Here is a 24,665-nt window from a genome sequence, read left to right on the forward strand (position 1 = left end):
ATTGGTCTTTTATTCCTTGTCAATAGTCTGATTAAATCTCCAATCCCAGCTTTTTGAGCCTCAAAAGAGCTTCCATGAAGTAATAATCTGCGTAAATGATGGGCACGTCTATTTCCTTTCCCTTGGGGTGATTCCCGGTAGAATGTAGCAAAATGGCCCTGTTACTATCCTTACTCAGGTAGTCATCTGAAGCCAGTTTTTTCATCAGGGTTGTAGCTGCTTTCTGATACTTTTCCTTTTCCGTGGGATCTTCCAGCTGGGTGGAAAGTTCCAACAAGCCAGATGCGGCAATACATGCAGCGGAAGCATCTTTGGGCGCATTGGGGATGGCCGGATCGTCAAAGTCCCAAAAAGGAATGCCATCTACCGGCAAACGTTTCAGAAATACATCAGCCAGCTTTTTAGCAGTTTTCAGGAAATCCCTCCGTCCCGTCTCCCGATGACTCAATGTAAAGCCATAAATGGCCCAGGCCTGCCCACGTGCCCACTGCGAATCATCGGCATATCCCTGATGGGTAATCCCTTGGATAAAATGACCATCCAGCGTATCGTAAACTCCCACATGATAGGTGCCAAAATCCGGTCTTACCAGGGTTTGCATGGTGGTTTCGGCGTGGCGTTCAGCGATATCATAGAGCCTTTTGCTTCCGCCATTTTTGGATGCCCAAAACAGCAACTCCAGATTCATCATATTGTCGATGATGGTATTGTGAGGCCATTGCTTCTTCGAGGGCCATGAATGGATGGACCCGACAGTAGGATTGAAAAGCGTAGCTAATGTATCCGCCGCTTTCAGCATCACCTGTCTGTAACCCTCATTACCCGTCAACCTGTAGCCATTGCCATAGCTGCAATAGATCTGAAAGCCAATATCATGATCATCCGCTGGTGAGTGGGCAATAAACTCAAGCTGTTCAGTGAACTTTTCGGCCTGTGCTTTTATGGATTCATCGCCTGAGTGTTCATAGGCATACCATAAGATCCCCGGCCAAAAACCACTGGTCCAATCCCGTACACTTACGGTATTCCATTCCTTTTTACCCGGAGCAATATTTCGAGGCATGCGATCTGTTTCCGTAAGACTATTTGCCGAGGCAGTGACCTTTGATACACAGTGATCTAAAATTGGATCTACAGAGCGCTCTTCATTCTGCATGCCACATGAAGCAATCAGGCAGAGGGTCATTACACAGATAGATGTTCTCATCATGATTGGGTTCAATATTGAGGTGACTTAAAAGCTAAAATATGAACCTTACTTTTAGTCTGTACTCCAATGAAGAATCCATCCATGATTCAAGTGGTTTTATCCATATTTTAGCCCTATGGCTAATCTTGCACGGGTACCAAATGCATGGCAAACCCATTATTCGGAAGCAGTTCGACTTCCAAGTTGCTCTCGCTGGTTAGAGTAAGCTCTTCTATTTTGACCCTGGTTCGGGTTTTAATGCTTTCATCATCCGTATACAACTTGGCCCAGTACTTTTCCCCATCATTCAGAAAATCGAAATTAATGGTCACTGTGCGTCTACTTTTTCCATTGACTCCACCTATGAACCAATCGTTTCCTTTGCGACGGGCCATCACCCCAATTTGAGCGATCTCAGCTTCCAATACTTTGGTCTCATCCCATGTCGTAGGCACATTGTCAAAAAACTCCAGTTCGGGCTCATTCCCGATGGTTTTGGTATCCCCCCAAAGTCCGTCCAGTTTTTCAGGAGCGGCTGGCACCCGATCATACCAGTAGAGAAACTGCAGCGGGCTAAACAGGCAGACCGTCTTGGCCAGCTGAGAGGCATGCGATCCCATTGTTTCCACACGCTTGTTGTAATAGCAAAAAGTATTGTCTGCAGCTCCAGCCAGCATGCGGGTAAACATCGTGATCAAAGTATGCTCGTTAGTCACGGAGGTTTCATCTCCGGCAATCCCTTCCTGAGTGAGCAGATTCGGGTAGGTTCGCGAAAAACCGGTTGGTCTGTATTCGTCGTGCACATCCACAACCATTCCATACGCTGCGGCCTTTTTGATGGCCTCATGCAGCCAGGCGGTGGCATCATGATCGCCCACGCGTACAAACCCGTATTTGATGCCTGCTATGCCCCACTCTTTGAATAGTGGCAGTAGCTCATCCAGCTGCTTTTCGAGCGAACGGCGATTGACATAGAGCATCACTTTTACACCTTTTTCCCTTGCATATGCGGTGATTTTTTCCAAATCAAAAGGCCCTTTTGAGCGTTTGGGATCCAGCGTGATGGTAGTGGCATCCGAGCTATCATCCATCTCGTTGCCATACCAGCCGGCATCAAAATGCACGTACTGCATATGGTGAGCCGCCACAAAATCAACTGCCCGCAACCCACCCTCTGTGGTGAGTGTGGTCTCTCTCAAGACTTTTCCCGGCTGGATCCAGGAATCGTCCGCAATCGCGCTCGGATCGTTCAGGTTGTGGATGAGGTAGTTTTTCTCCAATAAATCGCCATAGCTCTCCCCGATCATGATCACCCGCCAGGGAGATTGAAAAGGCAAGTCCTTTTTTACTTTGTCCTTTTGGCTTCTTCCGCTCTTCAATGCTCCGGTAATGGTGTCTTGTTTGGCACGTAACAGTTTGCCGTCAAGGCTCGATAGAATGGCCAATTGCGCATTTGGATCAGCATTGTAACTCAAACGCGCATAATCAACCAGTTTGGCTTCAGCCAAGGCAATTTTCAAATCGTCACGGTACTCGATGAGCAAAGGTCTTTCAGCCCCTGGCTTCAATTGGCTCAATGGAATTTTTTGGTATTCTCCCTGGGCAGTGAGTCTACCGGGCCTTCGCTCTGGCGTAGACCAGACCTCATAATCTTTATCAAACTGATAGCTGATCAGCTCATCGTCCAGACTGATGGATTTCAAACCCTTCTGCTGCGGAATCTCATAGGCAAATGCCAGCCCCTCATTGTAAGCCCGGATGATCAGGTTGATTTTGGCCCCTGGGCTTTCCAATGCTACTTTGGTTTCATTGTAATGATCAGGTATGGTGCTCAGCTCCCCAAAGCGCGTTTTCCATTCACCTTGGTATGTCTTTGTAGAGACGTCTACTATTTCAAATGCCCCGGTGAAATCCAAATCTTCGGACAATAATCGGATCGTGGATGGTTGGATGACCCTGGTTGATTCTACACCTTCACTGTTTCGGAGTACCGCAAACAAAAGAGTCTTGTTTTCATCCAAAGTGAGTTCAAAAGTGTTTTTGCCATCGGGAGAAGTCACATAAATGGGTCCATAGGCATCCTCGGCACATCCTGTCAGGATCAAACCGATCAAAATCACCCACGTGAATTTTGACATTATGTTAAAGTATACGAATAATGGCTTTTTCATTTGACTTTGTACATTTAGCAACACTCTAGTGAGCGAAATTCATCGTTATCATTAATCAGAAACCGAAGCATCCTGATGAAACCGCCTGGAGCTAAAATAGGAATGATCACCATACAGTTGCTTCAACTGCAAATTCTATCCATAAAAGAGGTGGTAATGTCCATCTGATCGATCAATCTGACTTAATGCCTTTTTATCGAGCTGGTAATCATTAGTTCGTTATTCCGTAGCAAGCTCTTCCAGCGTCCAGAAATCTTCACGATCCTCAGTCTCTATTCTAGCGTTTCTTACCACCTTTTTATTAAAGGCATCTGCATCATTCATCGCCCTTATATAATTCAGTACATCTGTGATCCATTGATCATCATTACTCTTGTAAGAGGTCATTATTCCATACTCCTGACCATCGATAGGTCCAATAAGTCCATTCAATAATATTTTGCTCAGCTTGTCCGGATCACCGGTCACCCTGGGACTTCCTAACAAGGGTGGGGCAATGGCTAAACCATTTTCAGGAGTGACCCCCTTGAGATCAGGGCCATGGCAGGTAATGCATAGCTGCTTATAGGTATCATATCCACCCAGAATACTTCTTTTGTCACCAAGAGACCTTTTGGCTATCCTTAACTTCAATTGTTCCAGACGAGAGTCATCTTTCTTCAGGCTTTCCATCACAGAATGTGCTACAATCTCATTTTGCTGATATTTACTATCGATTTCGCTCAATAGGTCAGTCGCTGCTTCGCTTCGGCTATAGCGCAAACTAAGCGCCAGCTGATTGACTACTTCAATGGAAGTGTCAGCCACCAGTGGTTTCAGATGTGGAATAAAATCACTGCCCCCTGACCTTAAAAAGGTCTCACCCAATCGGATAGCTGTGATTCTGACCCTTGGATCTTCATCTTTCAGCTTTTGCAACAAAAGTGTTTTATCTACTACGCCGAGTCCTTCCAGCGTCCAAAGTGCATGAACACGTTCGATTCCAAAATCCTTATCACCATTGAATATTCTGTCAAAAAATGAGGTGTTATCTAATGCCAGTGATTTCAACACTGGAACCACGGTCTGATCATCCTTTAATACAATGAGTTTTTGAGCGGTCATGCGGTACCATCCATTTGGATGTCCCAGGAATTCAATTAATTCCGAAGCACTTTTACCGGCCAGGTCCGGCCTGCCGTCCGGCTCAATTTGCTCATGTACGATTCTATAAATCCTGCCTCTGCCAATGTTTTTGTCCAGATCTTTTCTAAGGATATGCGGGCGAATTTTACTTCCCTTTCTGGTCCAGTTACTCTCCTGAATAATGCCCCGATACATATCCACGATATACAGTGCTCCATCAGGTCCGGTTTTGGCTTGTACTGGTCTGAAATTTAAATCGGTGGAAGCCATAAATTCGGCCTGATCATAGGCATTGTAAAGCACCTTCTTACCATCTTCTACTCTTACTTTGGCTCGTCGAATCAATCGCCCCACAGGTTCTGGAATAAACAAGTCTCCGTAAGTGGAAGGCGGCAATCGATGACCAAGGAAAATTTCTTGCCCGGCTACCCCTGTAAAATGATTAAGGGTACCGTCCTCTCTTAACCTTTTAGGGCCGCCCTGCACATCCGGTGTGCCCACGATTGGCCATGGCTCCACAAATCCTTCGGACAGCCGCCCTTTGGGGTTGTAGTCACCATAGACGGCTGCTTGTTGGAATCCATAAGCCGGGTTTTCAGACCCTGCGGCCGAATAATACATGATCCCCATTTCGTCCTGGGTTAACCCCCATTGACCACTAGGCATATTGTCCAGAGAATCAACAATGACTTTGCCTTTTTTGAACTTAAAGCGCATGGGATTATAGGTGGTATACACCCAGTTATCCAGATTCCAGACCAGTCCACTCTGTTGGTGTTCTAAGTTTCCACCGCGAGGGTTTGGGTTGTAATAGACACGTTCTTTTTTATCTGCAACTCCATCGTTATCGGTGTCTTTGTAGCTCCAAAGATCGTAAGAGTAGGTCTCATTGACGATCAGCTCATTTTCCAGAGGCAAGATCATTCTTGGCAACAGCAGGCTGTCAATGAAGATGGTGCTTTTATCCATTTTTCCATCACCATCCAGATCTTCAAGCAACCTGATTTTACTGATTGACCTGTTGGTGCCTGTACCATCCACGTCTTGCATGTAGGTATTCATCTCAGCTACATACATTCGGCCACTTCCATCCCAGGCAATAGCAACCGGCTCATCTATCATGGGCTCACTGGCCACCAGCTCCACCCGATACCCTTCAGGTAAATAAAATGTTTCCATGCTTTCTTCCGGAGACAAAAACGTGGAAGGAGCTTCCTTTACAATTTCTGGCTTTTGATAAATAGTCTCCGAATATTTTCTTTCTGTACACTTAATGAATAGCAAGCCAACCAAAAGGGTAAGCATCGTACTTTTTACACTCATATTATTTACTGTAATTAGGTTCATGATCAATACAACATGATGTTTTACTCCCCAACTAACACAATAACCTCTCCGGCGTTTGCCGGCAAGTCATACAAATAGCTCATTGGAGGCTCATACCCCTTCAAATTTGCTTCATCAGAAATCAGCGGATCCAAAATTTCAGGTGTTTGAAAAAAGCCATTTACATTTTGTCCTTTTGCTTTCTTAAGTTTTTTTCCTGCCATGGTCAACTGATTGTATGACCTGACCCGGAGGTTGCCGTCGAGTGTAGCGCGGATTTTGGCTTCCACCAATTGCCCCCCTTTCCACTCCATCGACTCAATCACAAAACCGCCCCTGGCTCTTAGTCCTGTCACCCTGCCATCCTGCCAAACATCAGGCAACGCTGGTAGCAAATGGATCGCACCATCGTGACTCTGAAGTAGCATTTCGGCCAGTCCGGAGGTGAAACCAAAGTTGCCATCGATCTGAAACGGAGGATGTGCATCGAGCATATTGGCATAGGTACCTCCTCCCTTTGGAGCATTGGGTCTGCCCACGAGTTTGATCTGATCGCCCATGAGCTTGTAGGCATGATTGCCATCAAGCAGGCGCGCCCAAAGGTTAATTTTCCAATTCATAGACCAACCTGTGGAAGGGTCGCCACGGTAAATCAATACATTTTTAGCCGCCTCAAAAAGCTCAGGATTCCGGTAGGGAGAAATCTGGTTGGATGGCTGCAGCGCATAAAGATGAGAAACGTGACGGTGCTTATCTTTGGGATCATCCCAATCCTTAATCCACTCCTGAATTTGTCCATACCGGCCGACTTGAATCGGTGCAAGCTTCGGTAAGGTTTCTTCAATTTCTTTAATGAAGTCTTCATCCTCACCCAGTAATCTTGCAGCTGAGGCCGTTCTGGTAAGCATGTCAAACACCAACTCGTTATCCATGGTGGCCCCGTACTGAATGTTGACCATATTCGGGAAATGTGTCGGACGGTTTTCCGGAGATGTAGATGGCGACATAATCAACCATCCGTGCTCCGGTTCGGGAGTTAGAAAACTCAGGCAAAATTTCGCCGAACCTTTCATGACCGGGTATACTTCTCTCAGATACTCCAAATCTCCCGAGAACATGTATTTCTCCCACAAATGCTGACTGAGCCAAATGCCTCCTGAAGGCCAAATACCCCACGTAGCACCGTCTACTGCACCTGTAATTCTCCATAAATCTGTATTGTGATGCGCTACCCAGCCATCTGCGCCATACATCTCTGCCGCAGTTTTCTGACCCGTTACAGAAAGATCTTTCACCATCTCAATCAGCGGCTCGTGCATCTCCGGCAAGTTCGTCACCTCAGCTGGCCAGTAGTTCATCTCAGTATTTATATTGATGGTGTAAGCACTCTTCCATGGTGGATTGAGGTCGTTGCACCAAATGCCCTGCAGATTGGCAGGCTGCCCGCCAGGCTGCGATGAGCTGATCAATAAATAGCGACCGTACTGAAAGTATAAAGCCGCCATGGCCGGATCGTTGACGGCACTGAAGTTTTTGATGCGCTCGTCGGTAGGTTTATTTGCTTCTTCGGTCTGTCCCAGATCAAGCGTCACACGATCAAAAAACTGCTGATAATACAGCGTATGCGCCCTTTTTAGGGCTTCATAACTTTTTCCATTAGTGGCACTGAGGTAGCCCTGTGTCCGCTCATGCTCATCGGCTGAAACGTCCAGATAGTTGATGAAATTGGTAGCAATCGATACAATAACGGTCACACTATTGGCATTCCTGACTGTCAGGGAGGTATCTCCGGCAATCAACTCCCCTCCCTCCGGCAAGAACTTCACTCGGGTTTCGAACTTGATCTTTCCTTTTGTACCCTCCGCCGCTTCAGGAAGACGTTTACTTTTCCGGTCATTATTTCGACCAGCCATTTTCAATAGGTCATTGCCTTCTGTAGATACTGTCACCAACTCCGGCTTGGGACGATCCATTGTGGAGGTGAAGCTAATCTGCCCCGGCTCACTCGCCGTAAGGCGCATCACCAATACCTGGTCGGAAAAAGAAGTAAATACCTCTCGCTGAAAAACCACTTCACCTACCGTATAGCTAGTTCTTTGAATCGCTTCGCTAATGTTTAATTCCCGGTAATAATTTGTGAAATTTTCATGCCCTTCAAACTTCAAATACAAATTGCCGGCTGTTTCATAAGGCATACCATGCGAGGTGTTCGAAATAATTTTGGCATTCGCCATTTCATGAGCCTCCTTATAATTTCCATCAAAAAGCAATTGACGGATTTGCGTTAAGTTTTCACGAATTCCGGGATTATCGTTGCGATGTGGTCCGCCCGACCATAAAGTAGACTCGTTCAGCTGTATGTTTTCACGCTCCGGCACCCCAAAAATCATCGCACCAAGTCGTCCATTCCCTATGGGCAGCGCCTCGTTCCAATTGGGGGCAGGTTTATCGTACCATAACTTCATATTATCCTGCGCCACCACAGCCACTGAGAGTAATACAAGACCGCAGGAAAGTATGTGCTTAAATATTTTCATTGAACTTCTTCTATAAAATTAGCAAACCCTTCATACCGCATACTTCACTGTCAAGGGTACGCGATTTATCATTTAAACTCCTCCATCATTCATCACTACTTTCAATTACCTCATAATCAAGCCCTTTTCCACTGTTCTCAACTGACTTGAGCCAGGCGTTAAGATCTGATTTCATTTGATAGGCCAACTCAGGGCGTACATACATGAGGTCATTCGTTTCAGACTTATCATTGAGCAAATCGTACAATTCATAATTTTCGCCTTTCTCATTTCCGATCAATTTGTATTGATGCGTCATCCAGCTCAGCCCGGGACTACAGATAAATCCAATTGGTTCTTCCCGAACCTCCTGCTGACCTTTGATTGCTTTCCAAACACTGATACCATCGAGCGGACGATTATGTGGATAGTCCATATCCAGAATCTCTAAAATGGTGGGCAGATAATCACTGGTGACCATGGGGTAAGCTGTTCTTTTACCTTTTTCAATCTCGGCTTCCCAAACAACAAAAGCCGGAACCCTCACTCCTCCTTCATACAAGCTTCTTTTTCGACCCCTGAATATACCTGCACTGCCCGGTGTCTTGTTTTCTGGCCCATTGTCACTACAGAAGAAAATTAAAGTGTTCTCACTCACTTCAAGGGATTCTAACTTATCCCATAAGCGACCTACCTGCTCGTCCATGGCGCTGATCGCACCATAGTAGATTTGTTGCTCCAAACTGAGGTGATCGTACATACTTCTGTGCAGGCTATCACTCACTACCGGCAGATGTGGTGTGTGAAACCATATAGTGGTAAAAAAGGGAGAACTGTCCTGTGTGGCACCTTCGACGAATGGAATCACCCGATCCATGATGATGCGTGAATCATCACCTCGAACATTATCCGTTTCTTTTTGGTGTTCACTTTTCCAATAGGCTGCTCCGTAGTTTACGGTCGCTCCATTTTCTACTGCACGCCAACCATATCGTTTACTTTCCCCCTGCAAGAATTTAGCCGGATACACCATAGGGTCGTAGGTTGGCACCTTTGATTCCGTACAAAAAAAGGTATCATAACCGTGCTGAGAAGGTATAGAGTAATCTTCCTCATATTTTGGTTTGCCTCCGCGGTTGGAATCCAATTCGGATTTGGTGAATGTCCCTAAATGCCACTTTCCAAAATGCGCTGTGGTATAGCCCTTGCGCTTCAACAACTCAGGCAAAGTGATCTCTTCATCCTTCATATGGCCAATATTGGCATATGGGATGCCCATTCTTAAGGGATTTCTCCCGGTGATCACGCTGGCTCTGGTGGGAGAACATACGGCTGAAGCAGAATAAAACCGATCCAGTATCACTCCTTTACTAGCGAGCTTATCCAGGTTTGGAGTAATGATTTCCGTGTTTCCATTAAACCCAACATCGAACCATCCCTGATCATCGGTCATGATCAAAATGATATTGGGTCTCTCTGAGCCACTGATTTGCGCACCATCCAGAACACCTGAACCAGTTGTTGCATCGTTGCAGCCATTCAAAATGAAGCAAACCAGCAGGAATGCAACAACTTTAACACAATGTAACAAGGCGCCACCCTTCATGGTAGTATGGTAGTTCATAGCGCTGTTATCAATCATTTAATTCTATTGGTCAGTGATTTTGACCTTCATTATTGGGTTTCGGATCTTGCCCAAACATGACTATCCGCCAACAGAGCTTGGTATTCCGTGGCCAGTGTTGCCTTCATTTTGGCCAACTCCTCCGGTCGGTCAGCCGAAAGATCTATCCATTCATTTTCGTCAGCAGCGAGATTGTAGAGTTCAAAATCCACTAGTTCTGCATTTCTCACAGAATCAATATTTCCCACATAAACATTAGTTATTTTAGGTAGATAGGCTGTGTCATACTTCAGTCTGGCCATCAGTTTCCAATCCCCATCGCGCATGGCCACTACCTGGTCATTCAGGGCATTGTAAAAAGCCCAGAGCAATGGTTTCTCTCTCGTCATCCTCCCTGTTTTGAGGAAATTGGTCAGGGATTGCCCATCCAGTTCTCTTTGTGGCAGATCTGCTCCAGCCAGCTCGCAAAAAGTAGGCATCAGATCGAGTGCCGAAACGACTGCATCTGTTTCTCCATTGAAGGTAGGCTGGCCCATCCAGTAAATAATGCCAGGCACCTTGAAGCCACCCTCGGTTGTCCAGAGTTTTCTGCCCTTTAACCCTTCAGTAGTACCATATGAGTGTATTGCCTTTGAATACCTAAGCAGGGTCTCCGGGCCGTTATCAGAGCTGAAAACGATTAAGGTATTGTCATGACCATTCTTTTCCAGATATTCAACCAATTTACCGACCGCTATGTCCACATTTTCTACATTGGCGAAGTACTGTGCTTCATTTTCATTTTGTGCATAGGGCAGATACTTCGCTACCAGCTCAGGTGGAGAAGCAATGGGCACATGGGGCTCATGAAAAGTCACCTGAAGATAGAACGGCTGGTCTTTCTTTTGCTTACCCAGCCAGTCCATGGCTTCATTCACCACAATCTGACAGCTAAATCCTTCGATTTCACCTACTTCTTCGCCATTTCTCACAAAGTTGTTAGGATTCTCGTGACTTGGAGCGGCATTATTATGCGTGGCAAACCAGTGATCAAAACCAAACTGATCTGGAGTAGGCTGCTTTTCAGTATTATTGAAATGTGAGTTACAATGCCATTTACCAGAAAGACATGTCGCATACCCCACAGACTTTAGCCGGGCAGGGATCGTTTCCTCATTCGCTTGCATATGAACGATATCTCGATTATTCAGGCGAGGATTGTTCCCTCCTATTATGAAATCATAAATACCTGCGCGGTTTGGGCTACGCCCCGTCATTAGTCCCACTCTGGATGGCGAACACACAGGTGCTGCGGAATAAAAATTGGTCAACTTCATACCTTTGGCCGCTAACCCATCCAGATTTGGTGTCTGGATCTTCGGGTGGCCAAATGAAGACAAATCACCATACCCCAGGTCATCACATAGGATCACAACGATATTGGGTGGACGCTCTATTTCCTCTTTGCATGAAAACAAGGCGCTGAGCCCCACGAGTAAAAAAAGGATGTAACTTCTCATTTTATTGAACTTTGTTCTCCCTACCTGCCCCGGTTGTGGAGGGTAATTCATTTTCTCTATTCATCCAGGTCAACTGTTTCCAGTTTTCCGGGCCATCATTCTTTTGTGGCAAACCCGGTATGCTTCGCCCATTGCGAACGATTTCTGTGAGCTCCTTACTGAGCTGATTCACCAACTGTGGATTCTCACTTTGAATATTGGTTTTTTCACTCGGATCCGCTTTCAAATCGTACAGCTGAACCTCAGGCATTCCTACCACATCATCCGAACCAGAACGAGGGAAACTCCAACCACCTGAACCAGAGGTAAATAATGCTTTGTAATTTCCACTGCGATAAGCAAAGGAGCCATCATAAGAGTGCATCACGATGCTTTCACGCCTGGGAGCCTCTGATGTCAGACCTAGTGCTGACACAAAACTATAGCTATCCTCCCCTGCATTATCAGGGAATGACGTGCTAAACAGGTCAGCAAACGTGGCCAGAAAATCTGTGGTACTCACCAATGCGTCTGTTTTGGCAGGCTTGAGTTTGTCAGGCCAGGTAACGACAAACGGTACCCGATGACCTCCCTCGTATAGGTCCGACTTAAAACCACGATAAATATAACTTGGGAAATGATCCTTACTGGCTAACTGCTCAAAATCAGCCTGATTGGAGCACCCATTGTCGCTCAGAAATACCAGAATGGTGTTATCAAACACCCCTTGTTCTTTGAGCGCATTGGCAACAGCCGAAACCACTCCATCTGTCATCATCACAAAATCAGGATAGGGATTATCCAAACCACTCTTGCCCTGATATTCAGGAGAGGGTAAGATGGGATTGTGTGGTGAGGTGAGAGGAAGGTACAAAAAGAAAGGTTTGTCTTTATTGGCATGTGCATGGATGTACTCAACCGCCTCTTTTTGAATCTCCGGTAGAACCTCCTCATGTACAAAATCCTCCGCGATCTCGCCCTCCAGCCAGATGGACTGTTTCTTCTGACTCGAAGTTCTTCTGGTCGGAACCATGGTTGGTAGGTCGTTTTCTACCCACACATAAGGAGGCATACTCAACGAACCAATGATTCCATAGAAGTAATCGAATCCTGCTGTAGTGGGGCCGTTAGTAATTGGTTGAGCATAATCGATGCTGTCCTTGCCGGCATCTACATTGGCCCAATTCCACCCCAAATGCCACTTGCCAATGGCGGCAGTTTCATAGCCCTGCTGCTGTAGCAAACCTGCTATCGTCAGCCGATCCGCCGGAATAAGTGCTTTATCGTACCCATAGAGTACCGATTCTTTCAATCGTGTTCGCCAACTATAGCGACCAGTGAGAAGACCGTATCTCGTAGGGGTACAAACTGAAGAATTGGTATGAGCATCGGTAAACATCACCCCCTGCCTGGCCAGGTCATCGATGGCAGGTGTCTGAATTTTCGACTGGGGATTATAACTGGAGATGTCTCCGTAGCCCAGGTCATCCGCCAGGATAATGACAATATTAGGTGACCGCTGCGCTTCCTGCTGACAGGAACTAAAAAGCATTGTCAGTACCAACAGAATGCTCCCAGGTAAACGGGCATTGCTTTGCATATATCGTGTTTTCATCACGGCTTTTTCCATTCATCCAGGCTCAGCGCTTCAGCGAGTGAGTTTCCGAAAAATGACACACTGTAAGTAACCACCACATCAAACCAATGTCTGAAGTTGATGCCAGATGGCCATGACCGGCTGATAATACCTCCTCTGGCAGCTGGATCCTCTCCAAAGTACTGATTGTCCATGCACCATTCCAAAGTCTTCATGCCCACGTCGTAGTATTTTTTATCTCCCGTGAGCTTATAGATTCTTATGTATAATCCGGCCCAGAGGGTAGTGGCTTTTTCTCCGACACCCACAAACTCAGGGTCTCTATCAAAGCGAACAGAAAAAGATCCATCAGCAGCCTGGGTTTCCATAATGGCATCTGCAATCACTTGCACCTTTTTCAAATACCCTTGCTCAGGTGCTACCCGATGGGCTTCTATCAGGCCATCGGCGATGTATCCAAATGCCTTGGTCCAGTAATTTACAGGCCCCGATTTTTTCTTATCTCCATAGAAAAACACTCCCCACATGCCATCTTCTTTCTCGAATGCGCGGATGAGTAAATCAGCCAGACGAATAGTGGTCTTCTTGAAATAGTCATCGCCCGTTTCAAAATACAACGCGGCTAGTCCGGGCAAGCCCATTGAGCTCTCAAAACTCATGATGGTCTTCCATTCTTTCTTATGAAACTCATAAGCCTGCGGAATCCAAACGTCATCGTGCTCGTCCATCAATAGGTTGAGCTTTTCCGCTACTTTTCTACCAGCATCGATGTATCGCTGGTCGCCAGTGGCCCGGTAGAGGGGCATCCAACCCCATCCCACTAAGAACAAAGCATCTACTGTACTTGCTTCTGTGGCGCTGGTTTTGACTATGCCGTATGCCGGACTGGAAGGATCTGTCACCAGTCTGTCCAGGGTGATATTCCCTATCTCGATGGCTCTCTGCTTGAGCGCTTCCTGACTCAACCCGGTCACTTCGGTGTCCACTCCATCCAAAGCTGCAGCCTCCAGAAACATCTTAGCGGAAGGTCCCCAGGCCCATGCCCAGGCAGGTCTCAGCCGCGTCTTGGCAGAGAGGTCGTACAGGAGGTACTCGCCACCTTTGGTTGCGCTATCGGATTTGGTATCCTCACAGTCGAGCACGTAGTGAGTTGCCCATGAAAGGGCTGCCACCATGCGTTCGCGCGATACACCACTGCCTGTAGACACCTTTGGCAAGGTGCCGTCCCACGTGACTTCCGCACTGGCAATGAACTCGCCGGTATCTACCTGGTGAATTGACACTGCACCCACCCAATCATCCCGAAGTACATCAAACTGATAGCTGACTTTAGAATCTGCTACCTCAACCTTCGTTGACAGATAGAAATGCGCTATGGAGTTCGTTTTAGGATCAAGAATCAGGGAATTACCCCAGTATTCTACTTTTTCATATGGTATTCTTATTTCGGCAGCAACAGGGTTTTCACCGGTATCATTGAAATCATAAATACCCTGCTCTTTAACATTCATCTCTATGATGGCTTCCATGTCAGGATTCATGGCGATATCTACCGTAGGAAAGCGCTGCTCACGGCCTGAATTTCTCCGTATGTCGGCTTGTTCGTCAAACCCAGCCATCCACACATCTTTGGTCTGTTCGTTTTGAACTTTCGGTGCGTTCGGAGACACGTCATCGTATTCGAATATATACTCGTTGGCCTTGCTGAAAAGCCTCACCTCCACCTGTGAAATATCCAGATTGACAGGCAGCTTAAACGACAATGATCGTCCGTTTCGGATTACTTTGAAAGTATTTTCTCCACCCAATACCTTGTCCCTACAAGCAACGCTTAAAGTGGATATTCCCAGTGAAAGACCAGCGGTCGCCACGGCTGATTTTTTGATAAAGTGTCTTCTTGATTCTTTGTATGCCATCGTTTTTAAAAAATTCAAAACATCCTGGATTTCATCTGTCATTCATCCATACAAAAAGAATCTGCTCCGGATGAAACAGTTTCTCCTGGCTGAAATGACGAATCATGAACCCAATCAATCTGAAGTGTTAAAATTGTGTAATCCGAACCGACCTCTGTCCAATTTCACATGGTCCTCAGTGCGGTTTTTCAAAATGAATGTCCATTTGATGAATCAACAGCCAGCGACTACTGCCGCCAGCTGTTGATCATAATACTCATCGGACCTACTGTCTTTTTAGTATCCCGGGTTTTGCAAAATCCCGGTCAGTGAAATTTGGCTAATCGGAATAGGAGCCAGATAATGGGCCATTGTGAACCTTCTATTTGACGCTCCATCTCTTACTACTACCCTACGGTCTTCTCCATTACCTACCGTTATGGTTTTCTCACCAAATGGATAAATGGAAGGCAGATACAATGATTCGTCACCATCATAGACGGTACCTTCTATTACTGCTCCATAAATCTCCTCAGCAAATACCTCATCGGCGATACCCCATCTCTTCAAGTCGTGGATTCTTGTGTTTTCACAATACAGTTCCAGTGCTCTTTCTCTTCTAATTTCCTCCAGGATATCCAGATCGTATGTAGTTGCGAGGTTATTCGATAGTGGATCTATTCCAGCCCTTGCTCGGGTCAGGTTAATAGACTCATCTAACTCCGCGTCTGTAATGGATCCTCGAAGCTCATAAATCGCTTCAGCATAAGTTAAATACACCTCTGCCAGACGTAGTATTGAGTAATTCTGTGCTTGTCTCTCGTTGGGTCTGTATCCGTTCCACGATCTGAATTTTCGGTTTCGAATGCCAATTCCAGCACCTGAATCACTTGGGCCTACATTTAGGACAGGTGATCCGTTTTCCGGTACATTGTAGAAGTACGCAACCATCCTGTTGTCCCTGTTCTGCAGTTCATCCCACATGGTATTGTATCCCTGAAATCGTGGGCTTTTGCTGATTGGCAATCCATCAGTACATAGAAACATATCCATTGACTTTCTGTTGGGAGCCATACGACTCTCAGTCGTGGCGAAATTCAAATCACCAAACCCTAAATTATAATCATAAACCTTCTGAATGATGAACTCCTTGTTAGTGGATTTATCAAGGCCCAATGGGTTTGATCCGCCATCTTCCAGCTGATGCAGGAAGAAATTAGAATTGATCTCCGGAAAGTCATGGTTCCATAGCTCATAGCCTCCATTTACCATCACATCCTTAGACAGGTCTATTGCGTCGGCCAGCATAGCCTCTACAGTAGGATAGTTAGCGGGTTTTGAAGAACCAGCACCGGTCGTGGATCCATCTCCATCTGTGTCGGTACCTACGTACTTTTCCCAGGTAGCTTCATACAAGAGCACTTTGGCCTTATAAGCCTTAGCGGCCATGCTCGTAATCTTCCCTAAATCGGATTCACCTACAGATGGAGGACAATTAGCAATAGCCTCATCCAGATCTGACAAAATCAAACCTATCACCTCATATCTACTGCTTCTTGGAGTTTCGAATACCTCATCAGGTGAAGCCGAACTGATCACTGTAGTGATCAGAGGCACCCCTCCAAACCTCTGTAACAACGTAAAATATTCATAGGCTCTGAAAAAATGTGCGGTGCCAACATATGGAGCTATTTCACTAGCATCACCGGTATATTCAGCAGCACTTTCTATCAGCATATTGACATCCCGCAGGTCATCATACCCTTCATTCCAAAGGGCGTCGGTCTCGGGAACCACTACGTTGCCCTGAGTATAGATCTGCGGAATGGAAACCAAATCTGATCCGTAATCCCTAAACTCTCCATCTGCTCCCCAGCCTAACATACCATCGTACAGATGATTGGAGGCAAGTTCGAAATGTGCAGGAGTGGAATAAAAAGTAGCGTCCGTGATTTCATCCAATGGCTCAAGGTCCGTAAAGGCATCCTGGCACGACATCATCATAGTGCCTAACACTAAGAATGATAAGAATATATTTTTCATGTCTCTTAATTTTTTATTACAACTGAAATATCTCATTTAGAAAGTCAGGTCTATACCAAGTGAATAAGTCCTCATGAAAGGATAGATGTTACTTGAACTTCCCCGGCTTTCAGGATCGTAACCATCCTTGATCGCGGTAAACTCGAACAGGTCATTTCCTGAGAAGTAGATTCTCGCCTTATCTATAGCTACCTTCTGAGTCAAACTCTTAGGCAAAGTATAACCTACGATAAGCGTCTTGAGTCTCATGTAACGATTGTTCTGAAGGAACCACTCGTTATCCCACCAGTTATGTCTGGCCAGTGCTGTATTCCAGGTCATTCTGGGATATTCAGCACTTGGGTTGCTTTCAGTCCATGTTTTTCCCAGAAAAGCTGCAGTTTGGTTTGCAAACCTGCTACCCGCGAAAGGAGCTGACAGGTTTCCCTCTTGTCTGTAAATGTTCTGATCCAATACCCCCTGGAAAGTCACCTGAAAGTCAATGCCTTTCCAACCAGCACCCAGATTCACTCCATAGGTATAGTGAGGCGACAAGTCACCCATGAACTTCAAATCTTCGCCATTTTCAGAAGTGATCACCCCGTCTTCATTTCTATCCACCTTGATCACGTCTCCCGGACGAAGGCCTGTATTTCCCTGATTAGGGAAGCTTCCTGAATAAGTTGAGTAATAAGCATCAACCTCTTCCTGAGTCTGGAAAAAACCGTCGGTCTCCCACAAAAACAGTGAGCCGATCGGGTAACCTTCTATGTTGATCCCTTCTGTGTTCAATACCGGAATGTTAGCACCATCAAGTCTTACGATCTTGTTTCTGCTGTCACTCATATTGGCCGAAACCGAAAAGGTAACATCCCCTACTCTATCTTTCCATCCCAGGGCTGCTTCCCATCCATGAGCATCCAGATCACCTGAGTTGGTCAGTGGGCCTATTCCGTCATTACCCATAATGGACCCGTATTCTACAGCAATCAACATCCCTGAATTATTCCTCAGGTAGTAATCGAAGCTTCCGCTCAATTTGAAATCAAACAAGCTAAACTCTGTTCCGAAATTGGTCATGTTGATTCGCTCCCACGTCACTGTAGGGTCTATAATGTTCGGAATGCTGGCAGAACTTTGGAGCGCTGGTGACGCACCAAATAACTGTCTGCTCGGTGCGACGGTAGAGAGGTAAGAAAATTGATCAATACCTGCCTGATTTCCTGTTTCACCATAACTCGCCTTTATTTTCAAAAAGCTCAGGAATGATGCTCCTTTCAGGAATGACTCTTCGGAAATCACCCAACCTGCTGAAACACCGGCGTAATTCAATGCTTTATACCCTTCTGCAAACCTTGACGAAACATCTCTACGTCCTACCAGGTCGAACAGATACTTTCCTTTGTAGTCATAAGCGATTCTGGAAAGGTATGCATATAGTCCCCATTGGCCTTGTCCTCCTTCTGTTTGCACGTTTGTCTGTGGGGCAATGTTGATGTCGTAAATTCCATTGTCTTCAAAGTAGCCGTTTCTGGTAATGGAATTGCCCTCTGATCGGAAATAATCTCCTGTAACCCCAACTTTCGCACTGAAGTTGTGACCCTGAATACTCTTTTGGTAGTTCAGGTATGATCCATAGTTCAAATAGTCATTCTCCACGTAGCTGTCGGTGATTCCTTCGGGGATCTGACTCGTGTAGTTTGCGAAGTTGCCATCCCAATCATATAACGCTATGTCTATATTGCTCTCATCGGTACTTTGTACTCGTCTATTGTAAGAACCAGTAAGTTCAAGAGTCAATCCTTCTACAATTTCAGCCGTCATTCCCAGGTTGATTTTGGTCAAATCTTCATCCAGTTCTTCCCTACCGCCTGATTCTACACTCGCCAGGAAGTTTTCAGAACCAATCACACCAAAAGCAGCTACGTACTGATCTTCGTCGTTTTTACTGGGGAAAATCCAGGGGTTTTGCTGAAATGATCGGCCATCCACTCCATTAGAAGGACTTGATCTTCTTCTTTTCTGATAGGTAATACCCGAGCTCAAATTCACTCTGTCCGAAAGCTGATGATCAAAGTTGAACCTCAGGTTGTATTGCTTCTGTCCATCATATGCAGGCTTCAATGCCCCTACATCATCTGCAAAAAGTCCTGATATACGGTATCTGGTGGTCTCATTTCCGCCAGATACACTGATGTTGTGCTGCTGTGAGTATGAGTTACCAAAAAACTCTTCGATACGGTCTACATCTTTCACATACATGCCATCCCAGGCAAAGTATATATCTGTGAGCGGGCCTTCATACCCATCGGCCAATAGCTGAATCTTTTCTGCCGTACCAAATCCCCAATAATTTCTACCTTCTTCTGGCATCTCTTCGTTTGCTTCCAACCACAGCTGGCCATACTCTCTCATATTTGCTGCATGCGGAGTAAGACCGACTGACTGCATTCTGAAATTACCGTTGTAATTGACCGTCAATTCGCCACGCGTTCCTTTTTTGGTAGTTACCAAAATAACACCATTAGCTCCACGCGCTCCATATATAGCAGTAGCAGCATCTTTCAACACACTGATGCTTTCAATGTCATCAGGGTTCATACTGTAAAATTCTCTTGCATTCAGAACAGGCACGTTATCAATCATTATCAATGGTGGATCCTGATTGATGGATGCAAAACCTCTGATCTGTAAATCGATATCTTCCTGACCCGGACGCGCAGATCCTCTGGTCACAGTGATACCAGGTGTTTGTCCCTGCAAGGCTAAGGCGGGGTTGGTTTGTGCTCTACTGGCGAACACTTCCTTACCTTTCACTACCTCTATGGCTCCCGTTACAGTTTCCTTGGTTTGCTCACCATACCCCACTACCACCACTTCATCGAGGCTGGACACGTCTGGTTTCAGTGACGTCTGGATGATGCTCTGGTTACCTACTGTAACCTCGTAAGGCTCATAACCTACAAATGAAATAACCAAAACTGAAGACTCATCGGCCTGAAGCCTGAAAGCTCCTTCGATATCTGTAGTCGTACCTGAGGTCGTTCCTTTAACAACCACAGTAGCTCCCGGCAATCCTTCCCCGTTCTCGTCAAGAACTTTACCGGAAATGGTCTGCCCCTGACCAAACGCATTCACACTTATCAGCATGAGCACGGCAAAAAGCGTTTTCAAAAACTGCCCCTTTTTAGTATACCTTAATCTCATATTATTAGAATTTTTCAGATTAGTTGATTAATTAATTCCGGACTTATACATCCTTCTATTCATAAAGGAGCAAGACATCTCCCTTGTTGGTTGAGGGTCCTTTCAGTCCCCAGGTTGGTAAACGATTTCATCATAGTCAATAGGTTTTTAGTTTGTCGAATCAGGTGTTGATGGAGGATGTGTTTGCATCACTCAACGCCGACAACAATGATAGAGCACTCCAACCTGGAGCGATATGAACTATGATTCAAAATCGATAAATTATGTGTCTTTTGCGGCCTTAAACTAAGGAAAACGCATTTTCATGCACTTACAAATATAAATTATTCAATCTCCTCAGCGAGGTATTGATTGGGAGCCTTTCCAAAATGCTCCCTGAAAGATTTGGTAAAATAGGCCGACGAGTTGAAACCAGACATGTAAGCAACCTCCTTGATAGAGTGCTGCTGCTTCCGCAGCAGATCCAAAGCATACTTTAACCTGATCACCCGGATGAAGTGACTTGGGTTTTGGCCTGTGAGTGAGCTGACTTTTCGATAAAACTGAGATCGACTGGCTCCCATTTCCTTGAGCAACTCGGCGAGTCTGAAGTCCTGATCACTTACATTGTCCAGGATCACCTTGGTGGCTTTGTCCAGAAAAGCTTCGTCCAGTGTGTTGGTGGTGATCTCACTGGAAGGGAGCATTCCTCCTATAGAGGTAAACTTTTCCCTCAGTCTGTTTTTGGCCTCCAGCAAATTGTTGATCCGAGCTTTGAGGACACTGATGTTAAAGGGTTTGGGCAAATACTCATCGGCTCCTGTCTGATATCCTTCAATGCGATCTTCCTCGAGGCTGCGGGCCGTCAGTAGGATAATGGGGATGTGACAGGTTTCTATGTTTACTTTGGCCTGACGGCACATTTCAAAACCGTCCATTTCGGGCATCATCACGTCGCTGATCACGATATCCGGGTAATACTTATTAATCTTCTCGAGCCCTTCCTTGCCATTAGCTGCTTCCCGGACCTTGAAACGGGACCTGAGTTCCTTGCGCAAATGCACCCTCAATTCCTTGTTGTCTTCAACAATGAGGACGGTTGGGCTTTTGAGCGTTGATGCCTCGTCCAGCGACTCGTCGGTGATGGTCTGATTGTCTGAGATGGCCAATTCATAGGCCGTAGACAGAACCGCTGCAGGATCCTGAGCATACCCTTCTCCCATTGCTCTGTGTTCTACATCTTTGTAAAGACTTTTGTCGAGTGGTAAGTCTACGATGAAGGAGGTTCCTTTCTGATACTCGCTTTCTACAGAGATTTCTCCTTTGTGTATTTCCACCAGGCCCTTGGTAAAGTTCAATCCTATTCCGGTCCCTGTTTTGGTACTATCTACATGAAAAAACCGGCTAAACACCTCTTTCAACTGCTCCTTTTTAAAGCCAATACCTGTATCGGCCACTACAATTCTGACATAATCCTTTTTACCCATGCTCAGTGGAGTCACAGACATGGTGATGGCGCCTTCAGGGTCGGTAAACTTGATGGCATTGGAAAGAAGGTTGGTAATGATTTTCTCCACCTTATCGGGATCAAAATAACCCTTTAAGGAGTCGGAGGGGCTCTCATACCTAAAACTCAGAGATTTGCTCCTGGCCAAATCCTCAAAAAGTAAAAAGGTGTCCTTACAAAACTTCACCAGGTCACCCTCTACCAGCTCAAGAGGTGTCTTCCCCAAATCCATTTTTCTAAAATCAAGAAGCTGGGTCACCAAACTAAGTAGCTTGCGGGCGCTGCGCTGGATCACCAGCGCTGAGTCTCTCACCACTTCTTCATCATTGGTGGACGACAGGATTTTGTCTACTGGATTGAGAATAAGGGTCAACGGCGTTCTGAACTCATGTGACACGTTGATAAAAAACCTCAGCTTCATTTGATCCAGCTCATGCTGGCGCTCCTCTCGAATCCTCTGGCTGTAAACTCTGAAAACAATCCATATCACCCCTCCTATCAGGATGTTGTAGATCAGATAAGCCCACCAGGTTCGCCATGGTGGGAGCAATACCTCCAGATCCACGCTGGTCAGTTTAGCATTCTCCCAGTCATCGTCCAGGGCGGTTTTCACTTCAAACCTGTAGTCTCCCGAAATCAGGTTGGAATAGCTGGCAGTGCGATTGTTCTTCACATATACCCAGTCTTCATTTACCCCTATCATTCTATGAGCATAGCTCACACGATCCGGATTGGGGAGGTGCAGTGCCACATAGTCAAAGGACACAAACCCCTCGTCATAGTTCAGTACCACCTTGCTTTGGCCAGTGATGGGTGCGTCCAATAGGACTCGCTCATTGAAGATCTCCCCCACCCGCACAGTATGATTCAACACACTCATACTGGTGATCATTGGTGGCCCCACTTGCTCTGATAAATGGACTTCCTCAGGACGGAAGACATTCAGACCATTAATCCCCCCGGCAAGCAATCGGCCATCCCTTGTTCGAAAGATGGACTTACTCTGAAATTCCATTCCCTGGATCCCATCGTGGATATTAAAATTTTTAAAATCTTCACGCGCTATATCTAGTCTCCCCAACCCACTTTTAGTGGTAAACCACAGGTTTTCTTCTTCATCAAACACCACACCAACAATCAGGTTACTTGGGAGCCCATCACTGGTGGTATACCTTTTAATGAGTTCAAAATCAGTACTGAGATGATACAATCCCAAATCGGTACCTACCCAATAAGTCCGATCCTTCGCCTCTGTGATATGATTGATTCTAAAACCGCGTAACTGGGCGTTTTCTGTATTTACAAGTGGCAAGGAAGTCATTTCACTCAGGTCCGAAACCCTATTGAGGTTAAGCACCTGCAAACCAGCATCGGTCCCTATCAATAAGCGATTTTGGGAATCAATCAACAATGAAAACACCAAATCGCTCAATAGCTGCTGACCGATGGTCTGGCTGTTGTACCTATAAAACTTATCTTCTCTGGGATCATAAGCATTCAGACCTGCTGAAAGGGTACCACACCAGAGGATTCCGTCATCAGCCTGAGTAGCATACCAGACACTATTCTGACCGATGGAATATTCATTATTGGGATCGTAGGTGAATCGCCTGGCTCTCTGGGTATCCGGATCGAATAGGTTCAGCCCACCATCCCAGGTACATATCCAAAGCTGACCAGAAAGGCCCTCCTCCATGTAGACGATTTTATCCGAACTGATAGAGCTCTTACCGATTTCCTGATGTCTGGACGAGCTGACGATCTTTAACTCATCGTTCAGGAGGTTCAATCCTCCACCATCAGTACCCACCCAGATTCTTCCCTTGCTGTCTTCCATGACCGACTGGGCTATCCTGGAACTCAATCCGTCATTTTTCCCCTGCCGGTAAAACACATGCGCAAAAGCCGATTTGTTCATTGATAACTTGCACACCCCTTCGTTATAGGTAGCAATCCAAAACATGCCTTCGCCATCTTCCATAACCTTGGAGGGTTGGTTATTGGGCAATGAAGACGGATCCTGTGGATCATGTTTGATTTGCTGAATCAGCTCTTTATTCTTATTCAGCAAGAAAATCCCATAACCATCGGTAGATATCCATATGACCCCCTGATTATCCTGATAAATATCGAAGACCGGAACAGCCATCCCTTTGGTATAATTCATTGAGCGATATTCACCCCTCTCGAAGTTGTACACATACATTCGGGAAAGATCATTTCCAAAAAGAAGCTCCCCTTTCGCATCCATTAAGAAGCTCTTGGGCAATTGATTGATCTCAAAATCGGCCTTACCCGCGCTGGGAATATGCCGAATGGACTCCGTAAGGGTGTTAATGATGTTCAGAGATGAACCTTCAGTGCCAACCACCACGCCCGAGTCGATTGAAATGATGCCCACTACCTCTTCCTGATCCAGCGGATATTTAGAATCAGGAGAGCTGTCATAGCTTTGATAGGCCAGATGATCCTGCCCGGATGAGAGATTTACTTCTACCAGCCCGGTGGAAGTGCCCACCCACAAGGTGTGCTCGTCATAGAGCAGGCAATTGACAGATACCAACGAGGACTTCTCATCGGCCTTGGACAACGCTATCTGATGGAATTTCTCGGTTTTCTGATCAAACTTATTGAGGCCAGTAGAGGTACCAATCCAGAGGTTTTGATCGTCATCCTCCACGATGGCAGTGATTCGGTTCCCCCCCAGAGAATTGATTTTGCCATATTCGGGTCGGTATATGGTAAACCGATACCCATCGAACTTGTTGAGGCCATCTATGGTCCCAAACCACATGAACCCCTTTGAGTCTTGAAAAATCTCAGTACAGGTACTGCTGGATAACCCCTCCAGGGTAGAATACGATTCGAATTTCAAATTCTGATATTGTGCTACAGCACATGTAGAAGCCAAACAGAACATCAAACCCAAAACTCCCAAACACTTACTCATCTTCTATCTAATCTGAAATCCTTTCAATGATAATGCTATTTGAGAAAACTGTAAATGTATTATGAATAAAATGCGGGAA

The 24,665-nt window shown here is 45.9% G+C and carries 11 protein-coding genes; all 11 read right to left on the reverse strand.

The window, feature by feature from the left end:
* Positions 1-31: 31 nt before the first annotated feature.
* The gene (locus GV030_RS09305; RefSeq protein WP_159582001.1) at positions 32-1,210 is read right to left on the reverse strand and encodes a glycoside hydrolase family 88 protein; all 1,179 of its coding nucleotides are present in this window, start codon (positions 1,208-1,210) and stop codon (positions 32-34) included.
* 119 nt (positions 1,211-1,329) lie between these two features.
* Positions 1,330-3,327, reverse strand: a complete 1,998-nt coding sequence (locus tag GV030_RS09310; protein ID WP_159582003.1) for a glycoside hydrolase family 97 protein — start codon at positions 3,325-3,327, stop codon at positions 1,330-1,332.
* 252 nt (positions 3,328-3,579) lie between these two features.
* Positions 3,580-5,808 (reverse strand): c-type cytochrome, encoded by a 2,229-nt coding sequence (locus GV030_RS09315; protein WP_159582005.1) that lies wholly within the window; start codon positions 5,806-5,808, stop codon positions 3,580-3,582.
* Positions 5,809-5,852: 44 nt separating this feature from the next.
* Entirely contained in the window at positions 5,853-8,348 is a 2,496-nt protein-coding gene (locus GV030_RS09320; protein ID WP_159582007.1) for a glycoside hydrolase N-terminal domain-containing protein, read from the reverse strand.
* An 85-nt stretch (positions 8,349-8,433) separates the two neighbouring features.
* Positions 8,434-9,969, reverse strand: coding sequence for a sulfatase-like hydrolase/transferase (locus tag GV030_RS09325; protein WP_255465280.1), 1,536 nt, complete (start codon positions 9,967-9,969; stop codon positions 8,434-8,436).
* A gap of 32 nt (positions 9,970-10,001) precedes the next feature.
* Positions 10,002-11,450, reverse strand: a complete 1,449-nt coding sequence (locus GV030_RS09330) for a sulfatase-like hydrolase/transferase (RefSeq protein ID WP_159582009.1) — start codon at positions 11,448-11,450, stop codon at positions 10,002-10,004.
* A gap of 1 nt (position 11,451) precedes the next feature.
* A complete protein-coding gene (locus GV030_RS09335) occupies positions 11,452-13,044 on the reverse strand; it encodes a sulfatase-like hydrolase/transferase (protein ID WP_255465281.1) in 1,593 nt (530 codons plus the stop codon).
* Positions 13,044-14,942: a twin-arginine translocation signal domain-containing protein gene (locus GV030_RS09340; RefSeq protein WP_159582011.1), complete on the reverse strand. Its 1,899-nt coding sequence runs from the start codon at positions 14,940-14,942 to the stop codon at positions 13,044-13,046. Before GV030_RS09340 ends, GV030_RS09335 begins: the two co-directional genes overlap by 1 nt.
* A gap of 276 nt (positions 14,943-15,218) precedes the next feature.
* Positions 15,219-16,964 carry a RagB/SusD family nutrient uptake outer membrane protein gene (locus GV030_RS09345; RefSeq protein ID WP_159582013.1) on the reverse strand — a complete coding sequence of 582 codons (1,746 nt, stop codon included), beginning with the start codon at positions 16,962-16,964 and terminating at the stop codon, positions 15,219-15,221.
* Between the two features lie 36 nt (positions 16,965-17,000).
* Positions 17,001-20,150 carry a TonB-dependent receptor gene (locus GV030_RS09350; protein WP_159582015.1) on the reverse strand — a complete coding sequence of 1,050 codons (3,150 nt, stop codon included), beginning with the start codon at positions 20,148-20,150 and terminating at the stop codon, positions 17,001-17,003.
* Positions 20,151-20,473: 323 nt separating this feature from the next.
* Positions 20,474-24,511 carry a two-component regulator propeller domain-containing protein gene (locus GV030_RS09355; RefSeq protein WP_255465283.1) on the reverse strand — a complete coding sequence of 1,346 codons (4,038 nt, stop codon included), beginning with the start codon at positions 24,509-24,511 and terminating at the stop codon, positions 20,474-20,476.
* Positions 24,512-24,665: the final 154 nt, after the last annotated feature.

It is taken from the genome of Marinoscillum sp. 108 (assembly GCF_902506655.1).
Lineage (GTDB): Bacteria > Bacteroidota > Bacteroidia > Cytophagales > Cyclobacteriaceae > Marinoscillum > Marinoscillum luteum.